This window comes from Nocardia brasiliensis ATCC 700358, assembly GCF_000250675.2.
GTDB lineage: Bacteria > Actinomycetota > Actinomycetes > Mycobacteriales > Mycobacteriaceae > Nocardia > Nocardia brasiliensis_B.
Genome location: NC_018681.1, coordinates 421,115 through 440,891, shown reverse-complemented (window position 1 = coordinate 440,891; position 19,777 = coordinate 421,115). Strand labels below are relative to the sequence as shown.

The following is a 19,777-nucleotide window of genomic DNA, read 5'->3' as shown; positions in this document are numbered from 1 at the left end:
GACGACGACGGCTGGGCGTCGCCACCAGACACGGTTATACCTTGACGCTACGTGTGGCCGAGTACTTGCGACTTGAACCACAGAGCGTACGCGCGTCACTGGGAATCAGTATGCCCTGTCTTTTCACCGCGGCTACGCCACGGCGTGTTCACAAGGTACTTCGCCCCAGCACGGCGGGTTGTGCCCTACCCCGGATATAGCTCGTCCCCCACCTCCGTTACCGGCGGTGAGGGACGAGTGTTGGATTGCGTCGCTCAGCTGAGCGCGCGAACTCCGGTGGCCTGCGGGCCCTTGGTGCCCTGGCCGACCTCGAACTCGACCTTCTGGTTCTCTTCGAGGGTGCGGAAGCCCGACCCCTGAATTTCGGAGTAGTGGACGAAGACGTCAGCGGAGCCGTCCTCGGGCGCGATGAAGCCGAACCCCTTCTCCGCGTTGAACCACTTCACAGTTCCCTGTGCCATTCTGTTCCTTCTCTTTTCTTACCGGAACGGCGGACAACTGGGTTCGTCCACCGGGTCCGTTCCGACCGCTGTACTGTTGGTTCCCCCTGCAGGAAAGCACCAAGCACACCGTTCGCAACATCGATCCTGCTGACGGTTTGGACTTTGGATCCGTCCCTCGAACACAGAAGCTTGCGACCAGGAACCAGTGAACCATGTCTTCGAGCAATTCAACAGTCGAGTTACCGACAATTTGCAAAAAAGTTGATCTTGCGAATGCGCAGGTGAGGGACACAATGCCAGAATCCAGACTTCAGGTTCGTTTGCCTCCCGATAACCGAGTCGGCGTATGGCAAACAGCCTGTGACCCAGGTCGCTATTGGGTATCGAAATGGCAGGTGAGGGTTCCTAACCGCACACGTTTCACACTTTCTCCGCGTGTCGTGGCGCGCGCCGCATGAATCCAACAGCCCCTATCGCCCGAACGGCCCAGTACGAGAGCCTCAGCTACGGGACATCGTTGCTGAATCGTGTCCTGGCGGATGGGACCGGTTCGGACTCCCGATTGACCCACGCCGTCGAACTCCCCGCGCGCGCCGCCGCCGTCACCACCTGGCCCGATTGGGCATCGCCGGAGGTGGTGGCCGCATTACAGGACACGGGCATCGACACGCCGTGGAGCCATCAGACCCGCACCGCCGATCTGGCCTTCGGCGGCGCGCACGTGGTCGTCAGCACCGGCACAGCATCCGGAAAATCGCTGGGCTACCAGCTGCCGGTCCTGACCGCGCTGCAACGAGACCCACGGGCCACAGCCCTTTATCTGGCGCCGACCAAGGCGCTCGGCGCGGACCAGCTGCGGGCCGTCGGCACGCTGACCCACGAAGGGCCGCTGCGCGATATCCATCCGGCCACCTACGACGGCGATACGCCGGCCGAGATCAGGCAGTGGGTCCGGGCCAACGCCCGCTGGGTGTTCACCAACCCCGACATGCTGCACGTCGGCATCCTGCGCTCACATCAGCGCTGGGCCAGGGTGCTGCGCAGGCTGCGCTATGTGGTGATCGACGAATGCCATGCCTACCGGGGCGTTTTCGGTTCGCACGTGGCGCTGGTGCTGCGCAGGTTGCGGCGCATCGCGGCGCGCTACGGCGCCGATCCGGTGTTCGTGCTCTGCTCCGCGACCACGGCCGAGCCCGCGGCGGCCGCCGCCCGGTTGATCGGAGCGCCCTGCGCCGCGGTCACCGAGGACGGATCACCACAGGGCCCGCGCACCGTCGCGCTCTGGGAGCCGCCGCTGCTCACCGCCGTGACCGGGGAAAACGGCGCCCCGGTGCGGCGGGCCGCGACCACGGAGGCGGCGCGGATCATGGCCGATCTGGTGGTCGAAGGCGCACGGACGCTCACCTTCGTGCGCTCCCGTCGCGCCGCGGAACTCACCGCGATGGACGCCCGGCGGTTGCTGCTGGAGGTCGATCCGAGCCTGGCCGAACGCGTCGCGGCCTATCGCGCGGGATACCTGGCCGAGGACCGGCGGGACCTGGAACAGGCGCTGTCCGATGGTTCGCTGCTCGGCGCGGCGACCACCAACGCACTCGAACTCGGCGTGGACATCGCCGGCTTGGACGCGGCGGTGATCTGCGGTTTTCCCGGTACCGTCGCCTCGTTCTGGCAGCAGGCCGGGCGGGCCGGACGCCGCACCCAGGGCTCGCTGGTGGTGCTCGTCGCCAGGGACGATCCGCTGGACACCTACCTCGTGCACCACCCGGAAGCACTGCTGGACAAGCCGGTCGAGGCGACGATCACCGATCCGCACAATCCCTATGTCCTCGGTCCCCAGTTGCTCTGCGCGGCACTCGAACTACCGCTCACCGACACCGAAGTGGACGAGTTCGGCGCCAGAGAAATACTGACCGAACTCGCCGCACAGGGACTAATCCGACGCCGCGCCGTCAAAGGTGCCGCGGACCGCGGACGCTGGTACGTCACCGCGGAGACACAGCCGCACGACGCCGTCGACGTGCGCGGCGGCATCGGCACTCCGGTGGCCATCGTCGACGGGGAAACCGGCAGGCTGCTCGGCACCGCCGACGCGGGACGGGCGCCCGCGACCCTGCATCAGGGTGCCGTCCATCTGCATCAAGGCGAGTCCTATGTCGTCGACGAACTCGATCTCGAGGACGGCGTCGCGTTCGTGCACGCCGCCGAACCCGGGTGGACCACCAGCGCCCGCTCGGTCACCTCCATCGCCATCGACGCGATGACCGACCAGCACCGGCACGGTCACGTGACGACCGCGTTGGCCAAGGTCAGGGTGACCAGTCAGGTGATCGGCTATCTGCGCACCCTGGTCACCGGCGAGGTCCTGGACCTGGTCGAACTCGATATGCCGGAGCACACGCTGCCCACCAGGGCCGTGCTCTACACGGTGAGCCCGGAGTTGTTGACGCTGGCGGGCATCGAGCCGGCGGCCGTGCCCGGCGCACTGCACGCCGCCGAGCACGCCGCGATCGGACTGTTGCCGCTGGTGGCGACCTGCGATCGCTGGGATATCGGCGGCGTCTCCATCGCCGAACATCCGGATACCGGGTTGCCCACGGTGTTCGTCTACGACGGCCAGCCGGGCGGCGCGGGCTTCGCCGAGCGGGGGTTCGCCCAGCTGCACCGCTGGCTCTCGGCGACCCTCGACGTCATCGAAGCCTGCGCCTGTGCGGCGGGGTGCCCGTCCTGCGTCCAGTCACCGAAGTGCGGGAACGGAAACCACCCGCTGGACAAGGCCGGCGCGGCGCGGCTGCTGAGCGCGGTGCTGGCCGAACTGACGGTTCGGTGACGCCGTCGCGCCTTCCTCGTGACGAGGTCGAGCCCGAGGTGTGATCAGATATCCATCTGACCTGCGTAGTCGGCCTCGACACGAGGGTGCGGGCGGTCGGAGCGCAGCGACCCACCGCCGAATAAAGAGGAATGAATTCAGGTTAACTACGCTATTGCCCACATCGCCGTCTGCGTACATGCGCATTCATCCGATTCTTTATCCGCGCTCCTGCGGAAATTGTCCCCGATGAAATTAAACGGCCTGGGGAATTACCGATTTCCGCTACTCGCGACATCGTTCTCACAGCGAACACACACACTGATCTGTCTCACTTCACAACCGGTCCTGCTCGTGCGACTGCGCGCACCACCCGAACACCTAACAGACCTATTGGTACATTCCGTTCGACAATCACCGTCGCATCCCACTCGGCGACCGCACATCCGCGCACGCGAGCACCCATCCGCCGCGCCACCTCTGTCGCCTCGCCACACCCCACCTCCAGCCCCTCGACCAACCGCGCCGCCGCCGCGAGCGCCGCCAGATCCGCCGCCGCCTGCGCCCGATGCCGGGTGACCACCGCCACGCCCACCTGCCCGATCAACAGTGTCACCGCGATCAACCCGGCCAGCGCCAGACAAGAGAACACAGTCGCCGCACCCCGGTCCCCGTGGCGAAGACGGGTCCAGGACGGGCAGGGGCGATGGTGTCGGTTCCGGCCGAAGATGCGGGTCAGGACCGCGAACACAGTCGCCCCATCCCCCGTCCGAGACGTGCCCAGAAACACACGGTCCGACAGCGTCGGTCCGATCCGAAAATGCGGAGCAGGCCTACGCGCACGGTCACCACGCCCCGATCCCCCTGTCCGGCACGTGCCCCAGAAAGGTGCGCGCGTCCGTTCATTGGGCCGAGCCGGGTTCGCGGGTGGCGACGGCATCGGCGTGGAGGGTGAAGAGTGGGAGGAGTGGGGCGCGAGCGGTTACCCGGGCGATCACGTAGGTCCCTTCGGTGCGGAGTGAGATGTCGGCGGAGGGCGGGGCGACGCGGTGGGCGGCGGTCAGGGCGTTCGCCTCGTCGCCGCGGGCCGCGAGCCGGGCTGCCTCGCGGGCGGCGTCGACGCAGCGCACCTGCGCCGACGCCGCCAGTAATGCGCCGAGGCACAGCACCACCGCCACGATCACGGTGGCGAGGGCAATGGCCGCCTCGACCGTGACCGAACCACGATCGTCACCGAGATCGATTCCACCGCAACGTTTTAACAGGCTCTGCTCCCTGTTCAGACGGCGGTGTTCAACGCCCGATCGATGATCCGCGTCAACGCGTTCACGATGCTGTCGCCCGTCACGACGCCATATAGAACCGCGCCGAAGGCCGCGGCCGCTATCGTGCCGATCGCGTACTCGGCCGTGCTCATGCCGTCTTCGGCGACCATCGCCCGCAACGTCCGCGCCCGCACCTCCATATATATGGCGCCCACTCCACTCACCGTGCTGTGCACTACATGCCCGACTCGCACCTGACTCCCCTCTCACTCCGACCCGTGCGGCCGCTCCGCACAGGCACGTTTCCGTCGCCCGGTCAACCGACCCTTCGTCGCCAATCCCCGGGCAGGTCCCCGAAACCGAAACCTTCATCTGCACGACTCCCCCTCGCTGCTGTTCATGTCCGTCCTGACCACGCACGTCGCCGCGCCGGCATCGCCCGCGCGGCCCCGATTACTTGTGCCTGGCGCTGCGCTGGCGGCAAGCTCGCGTTCTCGGCTGGTATGGCAGCACTCGCTCGGCGCACTGTGTCGCGGGTTCACAGGAGGCCGCCATCGAGTACGCGACCGGCCAGGCCGATCACGACCGGGACGATGCCGAGGCAGACGAATGCCGGTAGGAAGCACAGGCCGAGGGGGCCGCCGACCAGTACTCCGGCTCGCTCGGCGCGGGCGGCGGCCGCGTCTTCCACTGCGGCTCTGCGCTGTTCGGCCAGTTCACCGATCGCCGCGGCGAGGGAGGCGCCGGAGCGAGCGGATCGCCGCGCCATTCGGGCCAGTGACTCGATCTCCTCCGCACCCGCGCGGCCGTTGCCCTCCGCGGCCGCCCGTTCCCAAGCGGTAGTGGCATCCGCGCCGAGGGCGAGCAAGTCGGCGGCGCGCAGCAAAGCGGTTCCGAGCGGCTCCGGCGCGCCGGGCGCCACCGCCCGCGCCGCCCCCGCCATCGGCAAACCGGCCCGCAGGCAGGCTGCCAACAGGTCGAACACGGACGCCGACGCCAGCGAGTCGAGTTGCTGCCGCGTGGGCGCGGCCGCCAGCGCTGTTCCTGACGCCCAGAGCGCCCGCCACCGTCGACTGACCGCCACCCGGCCGGGCAACAGAATCAGCGCGACAGCAAGCAACAAAACCGGCATCTCGGGATATCCCACGTCGATCGCCACACCCCCGCGTCCGAGCGAGTACACCAAAACCTCAGGACCACAAAGCAGTCGACTCATCCGAGCACCTCACAAGTCCACGCCTCTGTCCCGACGTGAGCGGTGCACCCAAGCATCAGCTTCTCCACACCAACACATTTCGGGCCGACCGCATCCGTCCGGCACACGCCGACACCAGCCAACACCTGGCTCATACGGGGCGCCTTGCAGGAGAAGCGCCTACAGCCGTGGCGAGCAACACCCACGGCGAACTGATCAAGCGAGCACCTGCCGGGGCGACCGCATGTATCCAGCGCATACCGGCACCCGCCAGTGGCTGCTTTATGCGGGGGGCCTTTGCGGGAGACGCATCTACCGCCTTGTGGGGTGGGGCACACGAAGAGTGGTTCATGCCAGCGCCTTTCGGGTAATGGCGTCTGTCCAGAGGAGGCCGGTGCAGGCTAGGGCGGCGCCTAGCGGGAGGAGGACGGTGCCGGTTGGGGTTGCCAGCAGGACGTGGAGGGGGGCGGCGCCCATCAGGTGGCCGAGGGCTAGGCCGAGTAGCGGGAGGGCTGCCAAGACGGTGGCGGTGGCCCGAGCACCGGCGAGGGCAGCGGTGGTACGGCTGTGGAAGCGGATCCGGCCGGACAGGTCGGCGCGGGCGGCGGAGAGGAGTTCGGCCAGCGCGAGACCGTGCTGCTCGGCCACCTGCCAGGCGTCGGCGATCCGTGACAACTCCACTGCGACAACGGAATCGGAGTCGCGTAGCCCTGCGGCAGCCGATCCGCCCAGCTTGCTGCGGCCCGCGCTGACGGCGAACGCCTTCGCGGATTCGCCGCGCGCTTCGGCGGCCGCGAGCGCGGCGGCGGCGCTGGGGTGCGCGCCCACCCGAAGTTCGCCGACGACTGCCTCCAACGCATCCAGCAGATGCGTGCGTTCGAGATGTCTGCGCTGATCCCGGCGCGCCCGCCGGACCCGGAAGCCGACGGTGCAAGCGACCATCGCCGCCGCAAGGAACGGGCCCGGGCCGACGAGCAGCACGGCCAGCACCGTCGCGACAGCTGCGCAGCGAAACATCCAGCCGCGCTGCCAACGTCGCGTATCCGCTCGCTGCACGAACACCAGCGCGAACCGGCGGCGCGACAACGACACCGGCGCTACCAGCAACGCCGCCGCGATACACACCAACGCGCCAACCATCACCGCACCGCCCAACGACGACAACCTCGCAGCGCAAGCACCAGGGCGGGTCGACGGCGGGACAACGACACTGGTGCCGCGATGGATGCGGCAGCAGGGCACTTCAGCGCGCCGATCATCGCCCCGCCGCCCGACGATGAGAACGGCACGCGGCGCGTCTGATTCGACCTGCAGCTGGGCAGAGATGGAGTGCTGCTGGCGGATTCGGCACCGCACCTGTCGAACGCTCCTCGCCGAGTGCGGCGGCCTGTAGCGGTTGTGCTCGGGTCGAGGTGGTGGGCATCAGCGGAGCCTTTCGTCGAGGAGTTGCGAAAGGTCTTCGGCGGCGGGGGCAGGGGTGGTGGCGTGCCAGGCGGGGGTGATGTGGACTCGGCCGTCGGGGTGGCGGTGGAGCAGGCCTATTTCGCGGAGTCCGCGGGAACCGTCGGGGCGGCGGTGGACGTGCAGGACGATCTGGATGGCGGCGGCGAGCTGGCTGTGCAGGGCGGCTCGGTCCATTCCGCCGAGGGCGGCAAGGGCTTCCAGGCGGGCCGGCACCTCTTGCGGCGAGTTGGCGTGGACGGTGCCGGCGCCGCCGTCGTGGCCGGTGTTCAGGGCGGTCAGCAAGTCGACCACCTCGGCGCCGCGCACCTCGCCGACCACGATGCGGTCCGGCCGCATGCGCAGGGCTTGCCGTACGAGGTCGCGCACGGTGACCGCGCCGACACCCTCGACGTTGGCGGTGCGCGCGACCAAGCGCACCACGTGTGGATGCGGCGGCGCCAGTTCGGCCGCGTCCTCGACGCAGATGATCCGTTCGTGCGGGTTCACGATGGCGAGCAGGCCGGACAGCAGCGTGGTTTTACCCGATCCGGTACCACCGACCACCAGAAAGGCCAACCGGGCGCGCAGGATTCGTTCCAGGAGGCGTTTCGCGTCCGCGGGCACCGCTCCGGCCGCGGCCAAGGCATCCAGACCTTGGGTGGCGGGCCGCAGTACTCGCAGGGACAGACAGGTGCCGCCGTGCGCGACGGGTGCGAGCACAGCGTGCAGGCGGACGCCGAACGAATCACCCAGGGCCGCTCCGGTTCCGGACAATTTGCCGTCCACCCAGGGTTGCGCGTCGTCCAGCCGCCGACCGGCGGACAACGCCAGCCGCTGCGCGAGCCGACGCACCGCCGCCTCGTCGGGGAAGGTGATCGAGGTCTTCTCCAGACCGTGCCCACGATCTATCCACACCGCATCCGGCCCGGTGACCAGGACATCGGCCACCTGCGGATCGTGCAGCAGCGGTTCGAGCAACCCCGCACCCGTCATTTCGGTCTGCAACAGCCGCAGTGCCCGCAGCAGGTCCGTATCGCCGAGTACACCGCCCGCCTCGGCTCGGATCGCGGCGGCCACCCGCGCCGGATCCGGTTCTCCGGCCGCACCGGACAGCCGCTCCCGCACCCGATCCAACAACTCGGAAGTCACCAGCGCACTCATCGCCGCCCCCGCCCCGAACTCCCGCAACCGACAGACCCGGCCGGGAGGTCGATCCGCGCAGTTGACTGCTCAGCGCCGAGATCTCGTCGCTCGCACCGGTCACATACGGACGACGAGGCAAGCGGCGAGTGAACCGTGACGCTCATCGGCGCTGTCCGGCCGGTGCGCTCAATACGCTGAGCACCGCATCCGCGGCTTCCCGCAACGGTCCACGACGCATGGTGAGGCCGTGCCGTTCCAGGTGTGCGGCGAGTCCGGCCTGGGCGCGCACCGCGGCGAGCAGGGGCAGGTCGAGCACCTCCGCTACTTCGGGCCCGCGTAGGCCGCCGGGAGCGGGCCCGCGGACTATCAAGCCCTGGTTCGGGTTTCGTCGTGCGATATGTGCGGAAACGGCTTCGGCGGCGGCGACCGCGCGCAGCTTGGCGGGCACCACCAGGACGACGAGGTCGGCGGAGTCGAGCATCTGGTCGGCATGCGGGCCCCGTTCGCCGGAAATGTCGCAAATCACCAAATCGCCTGCGGCACGGCCTGCTTCGAGTACCGCGCGGACGGCGGCGGGCCCGATCTCGCGCGGCAACCGGCCCGCACCGCTGCGCGCGCAGGACAGCACCGCGAGCCCGGGGGCGGCGGCGGGAAGCGCGGAGTGCAACGCGGCGGCGGAGACCCGGCCGTCTTCGACGACCAGGTCGGGCCAGCGCAGCCCGGCGGTCGTCTCGATGCCGAGCAGCAGGTCGAGACCGCCGCCGAGGGGCGCACCGTCGACCAGGATCGTGTCGTGACGGAACTCTTCGGCTGCGGCGCGCAGTGCCGTCGCGGCGGCGAGCGTCGACGCACCCGCGCCGCCGCCGGCCCCTGCCACGGCGACGACGATGCCGTCTCCGTCACGGTGTTCGCCGTACTCAGCAAACCTCTCGATAAGTCCTACGGCGGCGCCCGGCAGCGCGATGACGCGTTCGGCGCCGACGGCGGCTGCGGCTTGCCAGTCCGGCAGTGCCGGTTCCCCGTCGGTGACCAGGATTACGCCGACGCGGCGCAGGTATGCCGCCGCGACGGACTCGCGCGCGGCGATTGTGTCCAGGATCACCAGCGGCGCACCGGTCCAGGCGGGCCGGCCGACGGGGAGCTCCTGTTCGTCGAGTGTGCGTTCGGCCGCGGCGGCGACGCGCCGCACCTCGTCGCGCAGCCGGGGGTCGTGCAGGAGCACGAGTGCCGGTGGCGTGCTGTTGTCCGGCGCCGCTTCACGATTCATGCAGCTGAGCGTCGCTGAATCGGCGGTCCGACAGAAGGGGCACTATGCCGAATGTGGATAACTCGCGGGTGTGGAGAACTTTTCGTTCCTGAGCAGGAACCAGACCGTCCCCTGAATAGAGGACGGCCCCAGCCGGGGGGGGAGGAGGCTGGGGCCGTCGGGTTCAGCCCCGGGGGGTCGGGCTGAACGCGCCTGGACCATGTCCAGGTGCCAGCAATACTACACCCAAGCCCCGGCCACAACGCAAGTCTGTTGTCGGAGAACTTTGTGAGCCTCGCATGCTCCACATTCGCTGAGCAAACTCCCCGCTCGCGGCCACCGATCGGGCCTCGGACACCACCGTCGGCGACGGGTCGCGCCGGGCCGCCTATTCTGGTCGGGTGGACTCACCCCACGCGAACGGACGCGTCGCCGCCTTCTTCGATCTCGACAAGACCGTGATCGCGAAGTCGAGCACGTTCGTCTTCAGCAAGCCCTTCTATGCGCAGGGCCTGCTGAATCGCCGTGACGTGCTCGAAAGCAGTTACGCCCACTTCATGTTCATGCTCTCCGGCGCCGACCACGACCAAATGGAGCGCATGCGCGCACATCTGACGAACATGTGCGCGGGCTGGGATGTCGAGCAGGTGAAAACCATTGTGGCCGAGACACTTCACGAGCTGGTCGATCCGCTGATCTACGCCGAGGCCGCCGATCTCATTGCCGACCACAAGATCCGGGGCCACGACGTGGTGATCGTGTCGGCCTCCGGCGAGGAAATCGTCGGACCGATCGCGGAGGTGCTCGGCGCGTCCCACACCGCGGCGACCCGGATGGTCGTCGCGGACGGCAAGTACACCGGCGAGGTGGAGTTCTACTGTTACGGCGAAGGCAAGGTCGCCGCTATCGAAAAGCTCGCCGCCAGTGAGGGATACGACCTCGCGCGCTGCTACGCGTATTCGGATTCGATCACCGATCTGCCGCTGCTGAACGCGGTCGGCCACCCCACTGCCGTCAACCCGGACCGCAATCTTCGTCGCGAAGCGGTGGCCAAAGGTTGGCCCATTCTGACGTTCTCCAACCCGGTGTCGCTGTGGGCGCGCTTCCAGGCCCCCTCGTCCACCACCCTTGCGGCCACCGCGGTGGTCGGGTTGAGCGCGCTGGTCGCCGGCGCGATCAGCTATCGCCTGCTGCGCAAGCGGAGCTGAATTTTAACCACCACCCACCACGGCGCGAGTCACGCTGTTCGAGCGGAAGCGGAGCGCTTGCCGGGCAATGTGCAGTCCGCACACGACACCCGGAAACGACCAGGCATTTAACCACGAAACGCCGATCGACACGCCGCTAATGGAATGTCCGCGCAGGTCTTGATGTGAGGGCGGTCACAGGTGTAGAAAGGTAACTACGGAAGGGTCGGAAGGCCAAGGCAGGACCGGAAGAGAAGGTTCCAGTCTCCCAGCCATCCTTCCCAGCACGGGCACCAGGCACCCACGCGGAGCGCGCCGCGACAAGGGCAGAAGCGTTGTGGGCCTGCGAGATTCGGGTTTCGTCGGCGAGGGCCTCGCACAGGTTGCGGGGATGAACCGCCGGAGTTCGGATTATCGCCGAGGCCGATAGGAACACAACCCACTCAGCACGCTTGGTAACCAGGTAGTCCGTGCTACGCGGGCGGTGAGGTCGGAAACGACACGCCGCCCGCTTTGATGTGTGGGAGCGGGGTTGCAGGGGGTCTGTGGTTCGCGCCCGTTCAGGGGGCTGAGTGACGGACCTGCGCCCAGTTTCGCTCCCGCCTGCGAGGTGGGCCGAGTGACGGACCTGCGCCCGGTTCGCTCCCGTCTGCGGGGCGGGCTCAGTGACGGACCTGCGCCCCGTTGCCGCACCAGTTCCGTCTTCGCCGCACCACTTCTGTCTTGTCGCACCCGCTCTGCCAGGGCACAGCAGGTGCGGGAACGCAGAACTGGTGCGGGAAGACCGGCGACTAAGCGGCAGAGTCGGCGATCGAAGTTGCTTCGCGGGCACCCTCTTCCAGCGCGCCGCGGCAGAAGAGGATCACTCAGTTGCCGCACCACTTCTGTCTTGTCGCACGCCCTCTGCCAGGGCAAAGCGGGTGCGGGAACGCGGAACTGGTGCGGGAAGACCGGCGACTAAGCGGCAGAGTCGGCGATCGAGGTTGCTTCGCGGGCACCGTCTTCGAGGGCGCCGCAGCAGAGGATGACCCAGCTCCCGACAGCTTCGGCGGTGCCGGTGCCGAAACCGGCGGCGGTGTCGAGGTAGGACTGGCGGCGGCGGAGCCAGAAAACTTCTGGCACGCCGAGACTGTGTGGGTCCAGTCCGCTGGACACGGCGACGAGCCGGGATGCGGCGCGCGCCACGACGCCGTCGGCGGTGCCGAAAGGTCGCAGGGCGAGCAGCTCGCCGTGCACCACGGCGGCGAGCACCGGGGCGGGTGCGCGGGAACCGACGACGGTCTGCGCGAGTAGATCGAGACGCTCTGCCACGCCCGCGTCCGCGCGCGGCCTGCCGAGCAGCTCTTCGTCCGCAACCAGATCCGTGGCGGCGAGCAGGTGCAGTCGGGCCAGCGCCTGCAGTGGCGCCCGCTGCCAGGTGCCGACCAGGTTGCGCAGCGCGTCGCCGTCCAGCGCCTGGCCGACGCGCAAAGAGCCGGCGAGTATCGGATCGGCGACGTTGCCGTCGGCGGGGAGTTCGGTGCTGCCGCCGTCGATGGCGGCGGACGAGCGGGCCGCCCGCACCGCGGCCTCGGCGGCGGTGGTGGGCCAGCCGCGACGATTCGCTTTGTGCCGGTGTACCGCGGCGAGCGCGTCCCTGGCACGGTCGGCGGCGGCACGCACGCCAGGCAGATCGACGAGGGGCTGTAGCGGATCGGTCACGGCATACGAGGCTACTTGCGGTCCTCGGCGTGCCGGGCGATGGACTCCTCGATCTCGGCGAGCATCCGCAGCTGCGTGGGCGTGAGCAGGTCGGTGAAGCGGTTGCGCACCGAGGCGTGGTGGGCGGGTGCGGCGGTATCGAGGGCACGCCGACCGGCCGCGGTGAGAAGCACGTCGTCGCCGCGGCCGTCGCGCTCGCAGGGTTCGCGGGCGATCAGTTCGCGCCGCTCCATGCGGCCGAGTTGCCGGGACAGTCTGCTGTGCGGCCAGTGCATGTGGGCGGCGAGGCCGCTCACTCGGACACACTCCGCGGTCTCGGCGACCTCGGCCACGGCGGCGAGTACGTCGTAATCCGGCATCGAAAGTCCGGTGCTGCGCTCCAGATCCCGGGCGATCTCGGCATCCACCAGCAGACGCATCCGTTGATACGCCACCCAGCCCGCATCAGCGGCAAGGCGCTGTGCCGATCCAGCGGCAGCCCTCGATGCCGATCCGGCAGCAGGCCGCGATACGGCTCCGGTCGCAGGCCGCGACGCCGATCCGGTAACAGGCCGCTGTGCGGGTTCGGCAGCAGGCCGCGCTGCGGATCTGGCGCCAGCCCGCGATGCCGACTCGGCGGCAGGCCGCGACGCCGATCCCGCAGCCGCCCCCGATACCGATCCGGCGGCACGCCGCCGTGCGGATCCAGCGTCGGCAGATTCGGTCATGCCTCGAGTCTACCGCGACTTATTTACATGTAACGAATCTTCGGCTACGGTTCTCGTTACATGTAACATACTTGGAGGTTGGGCACATGCAGGGCAACGAGCGGATCGTCGAAGTCAATGGAATCCGCCTGTGCACAGAGAGTTTCGGCGATTCGACGTTGCCGCCACTGCTGTTGATCCACGGCGCCGCCGAATCCATGCTCGCGTGGGAACCCGGCTTCATCACCGGACTGGTCGATGGTGGGCGACGAGTAATTCGCTACGACACAAGGGATTCCGGGCAATCCACCACCTTCCCCGTCGGTACGCCCGGCTACGATCTGCGCACGCTGGTCGCGGACGCGATCGGCCTGTTGGACGCGCTCGGCATCGAACGCGCACATATCCTCGGCATGTCCCAGGGCGCGGCCACCGCCCAGCTCATCGCGCTGGATCACCCCGATCGGGTGATCTCGCTGGTCCTCGCCTCCGCTTCACCGGGCGGCCCCGGCCATGAGAATCCGGACCTGCCGGGGATGACTCCCGAACTGCTGGCGTACTTCTCGGCCGAGGCCCCGGTACCCGACTGGTCGGACCGCGCGGCGGTCATCGAGTACCTGGTCGAATCCGAGCGCCCGTTCGCGGCAGCGAGCCGCGTTTTCGATACCGCGCACCGCACCGAGCTGGCGACGCAGGTGGTCGATCGGGCCGCCGATATCGCCGCGCAGCTGACCAATCCGTTCCTGCTGGACGCCGGAGCGCCGTGGCGGGATCGGCTCGGTGACATCACCGCGCCGACGCTGGTGCTGCACGGCACCGAGGACCCCCTGTTCCCGCTCGAGCACGGAAAGGCTTTGGCCGCAGCGATTCCCGGCGCGGAACTACTGCCCATGCCGGAGACCGGACACCAGGTGCCCCCGCCGTGGCAGTGGGACGCGGTCGTGCCCGCCCTGCTCGCGCACACAGCCCGGAGCTGAGGGCTCAGCACACAACCAGGCCTGCGCACACGACTCGGCATATTGCGGTCGAGCGCCTGCTCGATCGCGAGCACCTGCGGCCGAGCAGCGAGCACAAGCCGGAAACGAGAAAGCGGCTCACCCTGTCGCAGGGTGAGCCGCTGACGTCCGGCGAGCTGATCCCCAGCCCGCCAACGTTTCTCAGCCGGCCAGCAGATCCCGGCCGGGGATGGCGTCGAGCAGCCGCCTGGTGTACTCCTCCCGGGGCGAGTCGAAGACCTCCTGGGTGGAAGCCGCCTCGACCACCTTGCCGCTCTGCATGACCAGCACGTCATCGGCGATCTGGCGGACCACCGCGAGATCGTGGGTGATGAACACGTAGGACAGGCCGAGTTCGGCTTGCAGGTCGTTCAGCAGCCGCAGGATCTGCGCCTGCACCAGCACGTCGAGCGCGGAAACCGCCTCATCGCAGACCACGACCTCGGGCGAGAGCGCGAGGGCGCGAGCCACCGCGACGCGTTGGCGCTGACCGCCGGACAGCTCGTTGGGGTAGCGCCGCATGACCGAGGACGGCAGCGATACCTTCTCGAGCAGTTCACGGACCGTCGCCTCGCGCTCCTTCGGGGTGCCGATGTCGTGCGTGCGCAACGGCTCCTCGATGGTGCGGAAAATCGAGTACATCGGGTCGAGCGAGCCGTACGGGTCCTGGAAGATCGGCTGCACCCGGCGCCGGAACGCGAAGGCGCCCTTGCGATCCAGCTTCGCGACCTCCTTGCCGTCGAACAGCACCTTGCCCGAGGTCGGCTCGAGCAGGCCGAGGATCATCTGCGCCACGGTGGACTTGCCGGAACCGGACTCGCCGACGATCGCGGTGGTGGTGCCGCGCCGCAGCCGGAACGAAACATCCTGCACCGCAGTGAAATCCGTCGACTTCCAGGGCGTGCTGCCGCGAATCTGGAAGACCTTGGTGAGGTTCTCCACGACCACCACGTCGTCGGACGCGGCCGCGATCTCGGTATCGGCCGCGGCGATCTGCTCGGCGACCTTCTCGGCCTGCTCGCGGATCTCGATGCGCTGCTTCACCGACGACAGTCGCTGCGAGGCGAGCGAGGGCGCCGAATTCACCAGCCGCTTGGTGTACAGGTGTTGCGGCTCGCGCAGAATCTGTAGCGCGGGACCGGATTCCACCACTCGTCCGCGGTACATCACCACCAGGTGTTCCGCGCGCTCGGCGGCCAAACCGAGGTCGTGGGTGATCAGCAGGACCGCGGTGCCGAGCTCGGCGGTGAGGCCGTCGAGATGGTCCAGGATCTGCCGCTGCACGGTGACGTCCAGCGCCGAGGTGGGTTCGTCGGCGATGAGCAGCTTGGGCCGGCAGGCCAGGCCGATGGCGATGAGCGCACGCTGGCGCATGCCGCCGGAGAACTCGTGCGGGTACTGATTCACCCGCCGGCCCGCGTCGGACATGCCCGCTTCTTCGAGCAGTTCGATCGCCCGCTGCTTGGCCGCCTTGCCCTTGGCGATGCCGTTGGCCTCCAACGTCTCCCGGATCTGGAAGCCGATCTTCCACACCGGGTTGAGGTTCGACATCGGGTCCTGTGGCACCAGGCCGATACCGTTGCCGCGCACCGCGATGACGTCCTTCTTGGAGGCCGTCGCGAGGTCCTTGCCGTCGAACAGGATCGAGCCGGAGGTGACCTTGCCGGTGCCGGGCAGCAGATCGATGATCGCGTGCGCGGTGGTCGATTTGCCCGAACCCGACTCGCCGACGATCGCGACCGTCTGTCCCGGATACACCTGCAGGTTCACGTCCCGGACCGCGGGGATCCGCTTACCTTCGGACGTGAAGCAGACGTTGAGATCCTTGATCTCCAGTAATGGCGTTTCCGCGCTCATCGCTTCCTCGCCTTCGGGTCGAGGGCATCGCGCACCGCGTCGCCCAGCATGATGAAGCTCAGCACGGTGAGCGCCAAAGCCGTTGCGGGATAGAACAGGATCGCCGAGGTGCGAATCTCCTTCTGCCCGGAGGAGATATCGGAGCCCCAGGACACGATGGTGCGCGGCAACCCGACGCCCAGGTAGGACAGCGTGGCCTCGGTGACGATGAAGACGCCGAGCCAGATCGTGGTGACCACGATCAGCGGGCCCGCCGCGTTCGGCAGCACGTGCCGGATCAGCGTGCGTATTCGCGAGACGCCCAAAGCCTTTGCCGCCGTGACGTAATCGCTGTTCTTCGCCTGGATCACCGCGCTGCGGGCGATCCGGGCCGCCTGCGGCCAGGTGAACGAGGCGAGGATGAGAATGACGGTCCAGATGGTGCGGTCGTCGAGCAGCTGCATGATCACGATCGCGGCGAGCATCAGCGGGATCGCGTAGAAGATCTCCGAGACGCGCGAGACGATCGAGTCGAGCAGGCCGCCGTAGAAGCCGGACAGCGCGCCGAGGATGCCGCCGATCAACACGAACATGATCGTCGAGCCGACGCCCGCCATCACCGAAGCCCGTGCGCCGTAGACGGTTCGGGCGTAGATATCGCAGCCCTGCTTGTCGAAGCCGAACGGGTGACCCGCACCGCGCGGGTCCATGCTGAAGTCGCCGTTGCAGTAGCGCGGGTCCTGGCTGGTGAACAGGCCCGGCCAGATCACGACGACGAGGATGAACAGGATCATCAGCGCCGCGACGATGAAGATCGGGTTGCGCCGCAACTGCCGCCACGCGTCGTACCAGATGCTGGTCGGCGAGCCGCCTTCGGCGACCATGTCGGTGGCCAGCACCTCGACCTCGTCCGGCGGTGCGACGAAGTAGACCTGCCTGCCCCGCGCCGCGCTGTCGGCGAGGTCGATTCCTTTTTCGAGGTCAGGCATAGCGGATCCTCGGGTCGAGTGCGGCGTACAAGAGGTCTACGACCAGGTTCGAGACCAGGAAGATGATGATCAGCACGGTCACGAACGAGACGACCGTGGGCGGCTCGCCGCGGGTGATCGCCTGGTACATCGTGCCGCCGACGCCGGGGATGTTGAAGATGCCCTCGGTGACGATGGCGCCGCCCATCAGCGCGCCGAGATCGGCGCCGAGGAAGGTGACCACCGGGATCATCGAGTTGCGCAGGATGTGCACGGTGACGACCCGGCGCCGGCTCAGGCCCTTGGCCGTGGCGGTGCGCACGAAGTCGGCGGTCATGTTCTCCGCCACCGAGTTCCGGGTCAGGCGCAGCACATACGCGAACGACAGCGACCCGAGCACAAACGCGGGGACGAGCAGTTCGGTGAAGCTGGCTTTACCGGTGACGGTCACCGGTGCGATCCCCCACTTCACGCCGAGCAGGAACTGGGCGAGGAAGCCGACCACGAAGATCGGGACGGCGATCACGATCAGGCTGATGACCAGCATCGTCGAGTCGAAGAGCTTGCCCTTGCGCAGCCCGGCGACCAGACCGAACACGACGCCGAAGACGGCCTCGATGAACACGGCCATGAAGGCGAGCTTGATCGTGATCGGGAAGGCCCGCGCGAGTTCGTCGCGGACCGGCCTGCCGGAGAAGGCAGTGCCGAAGTCGAACGTCAGAATGCCCTTCAGATACAGCAGGTATTGCATGATGAAGGGCTGATCGAGGTGGTACCGGGCGCGCAACTGCGCCTCCACCGCGGGGGTCATCGGTTTGTCGCCGGCGAGGGCGTGGATCGGGTCGCCGGGGACGAGGAATACCAGGGCATAGATGAGCAGCGTCGCCCCGAGGAACACGGGGATCATCTGGAGCAGACGCCGCACGACATACCAGGCCATTTCGTCTCCTGGGTCGGAGATGAGCCGCGCCGCCCGGGGACGGCGCGGCTCATCTGGCGGCTACTTCTCGATGTTCTCGAAGTCGAACAGACCGTTCCAGGCGAGGTTCGCCTTCACCTTCTCGGAGCGGCCCGCGGCGGCGATGTAGTCCAGCACCGGGATGTCGGCCATCTGGCTGAGCATCATGGTCTGCGCCTGCGCGACGATCTTGTAGGACTCCTCCTGCGTCGGCGCGGCCAGCGCGGCGTCGAGCAGCTTGTCGAACTCGGGGACCTTCCAGTCGACGTTGTTCGTCTCGGAGTAGCTGTAGTACTGCGAGGTCAGGAACTGCAGCATGGTCGGGTAGTCGCCCTGCCAGCCGTAGCGGAACGCCTTGTTGATGGTCTTGGCGTTGACCTCGTCGCGGATGTTCTTGAACGTCGGGTACGGCGTGCCGATGGCGTCGATGCCCAGGGTGTTCTTGATGCTGTTCGCGACCGCCTCGATCCAGGCCTGGTGGCCGCCGTCGGAGTTGTAGGCGATCTCGTAGCGACCCGACCACGGCGACATGGCGTCAGCCTGGGCCCACAGCTTCTTGGCCTCGTCCGGGTTGAACTTCAGGAACTCCGAGCCCGGCAGGTCGCCGCGGAAGCCCGGCAGCGAGGCGGAGGTGAAGTCCCGCGCCGGCAGGCGGGTGCCGTGGAAGATGTTCTGGCAGATCTGCTCTCGGTTGATCGCCATGGACAGGGCCTTGCGGCGCAGCACGCCTTCTTCACCGCTGAAGTGCGGGACGTTGGCCTGGATGCCGATGTGCTGGTTCTGCGCGGTCGGCTTGGTGATCGCGCGGTCGCCCAGGTCCTTCTCGTAGGAGGTGATCGCGCTGTCCGGGATCGTGTCGAGGGTGTCGAGGTTGCCCGCCTGCAGGTCTGCGTACGCCGTGTCGAACGACTGGTACATCACGAAGCGCAGGCCCTTGTTCTTCGGCGCGCGGCCACCCTTGTAGTCCGGGTTGGGCACCAGGTCGATCTGCACGTTGTGCTGCCAGGCGCCCTCGTGCGCGAACTTGTACGGGCCGTTGCCGATCGGGTTCTCGCCGAAGACCTTCATGTCCTTGAAGGCCGCGTCGGGCAGCGGGTAGAACGGCGCGTAGCCGAGTTCGGTCTCGAAGTCGATCGAGGGCGACTTGAGCTCGACGGTGAAGGTGCGATCGTCGACGACCTTCAAGCCCTTCATCGTCTGCGCCGTCGGCTTCTCGGCCGACACCTCGTCGAAGCCCAGGATCGGGGTGAACACGTAGCTCTGCAGCTGGGCGTTGGTGCCGAGGGCGCCGTAGTTCCACGCGTCGACGAACGACTTCGCCTTCACCGTGGTGCCGTCGGAGAACTTCCAGTCCGGCTTGATGGTGATCTTGTAGGTCTTGCGGTCGGTCGTCTCGATCTTCTCGGCCATCTCGTCGTGCGCCACGCCGTTGCCGTCGTAGTACTTGAGACCCGCGAACAGCCGGTCGACGACTCGCCCACCCATATTCTCGTTGGTGTTGGTCGGTACCAACGGGTTCTGCGGTTCACCACCATTGGTCGTGACGATGCTCGCGTCGGCGCTGTCGTCCGACGAACAAGCTGCCAGTCCGAGGCTTGTGGCCAGTAGTGCTGCCGCAGTCAGCGCCATTGCTCTGTTGAATCTCAACGCGTTCTCCCGTTTTCGAGAAGGGCGGAGCCTGGTGGCACGCGTTGAGGTCAACCAGGCGCATGCCGGCACGATCCGCCTTGGGTGCCTCGGAGATTATCCACCTGGAAGGGGCTCTGTCAGCCGATTGACCAGAGTTCGTTCCACTAATTACCAATTCGGCAACATCGCCGAAACACGAAAAACATCGCGTGAAAACGGGCGATCCGCCGAAACATTGCCTCCGTACGGGGCGTTCCGGCGTCTCCCTGACACCCC

17 protein-coding genes are annotated in these 19,777 nt (G+C 67.7%); 3 read left to right on the top strand and 14 right to left on the bottom strand.

Annotated features, from left to right (window positions below; all coding sequences use genetic code 11):
- Window positions 1-254 precede the first annotated feature (254 nt).
- Window positions 255-461, bottom strand: coding sequence for a cold-shock protein (locus O3I_RS01955; protein ID WP_011206895.1), 207 nt, complete (start codon window positions 459-461; stop codon window positions 255-257).
- A gap of 436 nt (window positions 462-897) precedes the next feature.
- On the opposite strand from O3I_RS01955, the gene O3I_RS01950 reads away from it, so the two are divergent.
- The gene (locus O3I_RS01950) at window positions 898-3,270 is read left to right on the top strand and encodes a DEAD/DEAH box helicase (protein ID WP_051066468.1); all 2,373 of its coding nucleotides are present in this window, start codon (window positions 898-900) and stop codon (window positions 3,268-3,270) included.
- Between the two features lie 310 nt (window positions 3,271-3,580).
- Here O3I_RS01950 and O3I_RS01945 read toward each other — a convergent pair whose 3' ends face one another.
- The 7 genes from O3I_RS01945 to ssd form a co-directional block, all read right to left on the bottom strand.
- A complete protein-coding gene (locus tag O3I_RS01945) occupies window positions 3,581-3,979 on the bottom strand; it encodes an Rv3654c family TadE-like protein (RefSeq protein ID WP_051066875.1) in 399 nt (132 codons plus the stop codon).
- Between the two features lie 172 nt (window positions 3,980-4,151).
- On the bottom strand, window positions 4,152-4,514 hold the full coding sequence (locus tag O3I_RS01940) for a TadE family type IV pilus minor pilin (protein WP_171904448.1): 363 nt from the start codon (window positions 4,512-4,514) through the stop codon (window positions 4,152-4,154).
- A gap of 14 nt (window positions 4,515-4,528) precedes the next feature.
- Window positions 4,529-4,714: a DUF4244 domain-containing protein gene (locus O3I_RS01935; RefSeq protein ID WP_014981205.1), complete on the bottom strand. Its 186-nt coding sequence runs from the start codon at window positions 4,712-4,714 to the stop codon at window positions 4,529-4,531.
- Between the two features lie 338 nt (window positions 4,715-5,052).
- Window positions 5,053-5,646: a type II secretion system F family protein gene (locus O3I_RS01930; protein ID WP_041563299.1), complete on the bottom strand. Its 594-nt coding sequence runs from the start codon at window positions 5,644-5,646 to the stop codon at window positions 5,053-5,055.
- Between the two features lie 411 nt (window positions 5,647-6,057).
- On the bottom strand, window positions 6,058-6,849 hold the full coding sequence (locus tag O3I_RS01925) for a type II secretion system F family protein (protein WP_041563298.1): 792 nt from the start codon (window positions 6,847-6,849) through the stop codon (window positions 6,058-6,060).
- A gap of 282 nt (window positions 6,850-7,131) precedes the next feature.
- Complete coding sequence (locus tag O3I_RS01920; RefSeq protein WP_014981202.1) at window positions 7,132-8,313, bottom strand: TadA family conjugal transfer-associated ATPase; 1,182 nt, start codon at window positions 8,311-8,313, stop codon at window positions 7,132-7,134.
- A 142-nt stretch (window positions 8,314-8,455) separates the two neighbouring features.
- The gene (gene ssd, locus O3I_RS01915; protein WP_014981201.1) at window positions 8,456-9,562 is read right to left on the bottom strand and encodes a septum site-determining protein Ssd; all 1,107 of its coding nucleotides are present in this window, start codon (window positions 9,560-9,562) and stop codon (window positions 8,456-8,458) included.
- 380 nt (window positions 9,563-9,942) lie between these two features.
- Between ssd and O3I_RS01910 the strand changes: the two genes are divergently transcribed.
- Window positions 9,943-10,749: an HAD-IB family hydrolase gene (locus tag O3I_RS01910; RefSeq protein WP_014981200.1), complete on the top strand. Its 807-nt coding sequence runs from the start codon at window positions 9,943-9,945 to the stop codon at window positions 10,747-10,749.
- Window positions 10,750-11,685: 936 nt separating this feature from the next.
- Here O3I_RS01910 and O3I_RS01905 read toward each other — a convergent pair.
- Both O3I_RS01905 and O3I_RS01900 read right to left on the bottom strand, forming a co-directional pair.
- Window positions 11,686-12,429, bottom strand: coding sequence for a hypothetical protein (locus tag O3I_RS01905; protein ID WP_014981199.1), 744 nt, complete (start codon window positions 12,427-12,429; stop codon window positions 11,686-11,688).
- Between the two features lie 11 nt (window positions 12,430-12,440).
- Complete coding sequence (locus O3I_RS01900; protein ID WP_014981198.1) at window positions 12,441-12,848, bottom strand: MarR family winged helix-turn-helix transcriptional regulator; 408 nt, start codon at window positions 12,846-12,848, stop codon at window positions 12,441-12,443.
- Window positions 12,849-13,222: 374 nt separating this feature from the next.
- Between O3I_RS01900 and O3I_RS01895 the strand changes: the two genes are divergently transcribed.
- Window positions 13,223-14,092 carry an alpha/beta fold hydrolase gene (locus O3I_RS01895; protein ID WP_014981197.1) on the top strand — a complete coding sequence of 290 codons (870 nt, stop codon included), beginning with the start codon at window positions 13,223-13,225 and terminating at the stop codon, window positions 14,090-14,092.
- A gap of 180 nt (window positions 14,093-14,272) precedes the next feature.
- Here O3I_RS01895 and O3I_RS01890 read toward each other — a convergent pair whose 3' ends face one another.
- From O3I_RS01890 to O3I_RS01875, 4 genes are read right to left on the bottom strand one after another with little or no spacing between them, the layout of a single operon-like run.
- Window positions 14,273-15,967, bottom strand: coding sequence for a dipeptide ABC transporter ATP-binding protein (locus O3I_RS01890; protein WP_014981196.1), 1,695 nt, complete (start codon window positions 15,965-15,967; stop codon window positions 14,273-14,275).
- The gene (locus O3I_RS01885; protein WP_014981195.1) at window positions 15,964-16,935 is read right to left on the bottom strand and encodes an ABC transporter permease; all 972 of its coding nucleotides are present in this window, start codon (window positions 16,933-16,935) and stop codon (window positions 15,964-15,966) included. The genes O3I_RS01890 and O3I_RS01885 overlap by 4 nt, the downstream gene beginning before the upstream one ends.
- Window positions 16,928-17,854 (bottom strand): ABC transporter permease, encoded by a 927-nt coding sequence (locus O3I_RS01880; RefSeq protein WP_014981194.1) that lies wholly within the window; start codon window positions 17,852-17,854, stop codon window positions 16,928-16,930. The genes O3I_RS01885 and O3I_RS01880 overlap by 8 nt, the downstream gene beginning before the upstream one ends.
- 60 nt (window positions 17,855-17,914) lie before the next feature.
- A complete protein-coding gene (locus tag O3I_RS01875; RefSeq protein WP_014981193.1) occupies window positions 17,915-19,501 on the bottom strand; it encodes a peptide ABC transporter substrate-binding protein in 1,587 nt (528 codons plus the stop codon).
- Window positions 19,502-19,777 lie beyond the last annotated feature (276 nt).

Bases quoted from the DNA above. Each gene is read 5' to 3' on its own strand.
- O3I_RS01955 (WP_011206895.1), bottom strand. From the start codon at position 461: ATGGCACAGGGAACTGTGAAGTGGTTCAACGCGGAGAAGGGGTTCGGC.
- O3I_RS01950 (WP_051066468.1), top strand. From the start codon at position 898: ATGAATCCAACAGCCCCTATCGCCCGAACGGCCCAGTACGAGAGCCTC.
- O3I_RS01935 (WP_014981205.1), bottom strand. From the start codon at position 4,714: ATGGAGGTGCGGGCGCGGACGTTGCGGGCGATGGTCGCCGAAGACGGC.
- O3I_RS01930 (WP_041563299.1), bottom strand. From the start codon at position 5,646: ATGCCGGTTTTGTTGCTTGCTGTCGCGCTGATTCTGTTGCCCGGCCGG.
- O3I_RS01925 (WP_041563298.1), bottom strand. From the start codon at position 6,849: ATGGTTGGCGCGTTGGTGTGTATCGCGGCGGCGTTGCTGGTAGCGCCG.
- O3I_RS01920 (WP_014981202.1), bottom strand. From the start codon at position 8,313: ATGAGTGCGCTGGTGACTTCCGAGTTGTTGGATCGGGTGCGGGAGCGG.
- ssd (WP_014981201.1), bottom strand. From the start codon at position 9,562: ATGAATCGTGAAGCGGCGCCGGACAACAGCACGCCACCGGCACTCGTG.
- O3I_RS01900 (WP_014981198.1), bottom strand. From the start codon at position 12,848: ATGCGTCTGCTGGTGGATGCCGAGATCGCCCGGGATCTGGAGCGCAGC.
- O3I_RS01895 (WP_014981197.1), top strand. From the start codon at position 13,223: ATGCAGGGCAACGAGCGGATCGTCGAAGTCAATGGAATCCGCCTGTGC.
- O3I_RS01890 (WP_014981196.1), bottom strand. From the start codon at position 15,967: ATGAGCGCGGAAACGCCATTACTGGAGATCAAGGATCTCAACGTCTGC.
- O3I_RS01885 (WP_014981195.1), bottom strand. From the start codon at position 16,935: ATGCCTGACCTCGAAAAAGGAATCGACCTCGCCGACAGCGCGGCGCGG.
- O3I_RS01880 (WP_014981194.1), bottom strand. From the start codon at position 17,854: ATGGCCTGGTATGTCGTGCGGCGTCTGCTCCAGATGATCCCCGTGTTC.
- O3I_RS01875 (WP_014981193.1), bottom strand. From the start codon at position 19,501: ATGGCGCTGACTGCGGCAGCACTACTGGCCACAAGCCTCGGACTGGCA.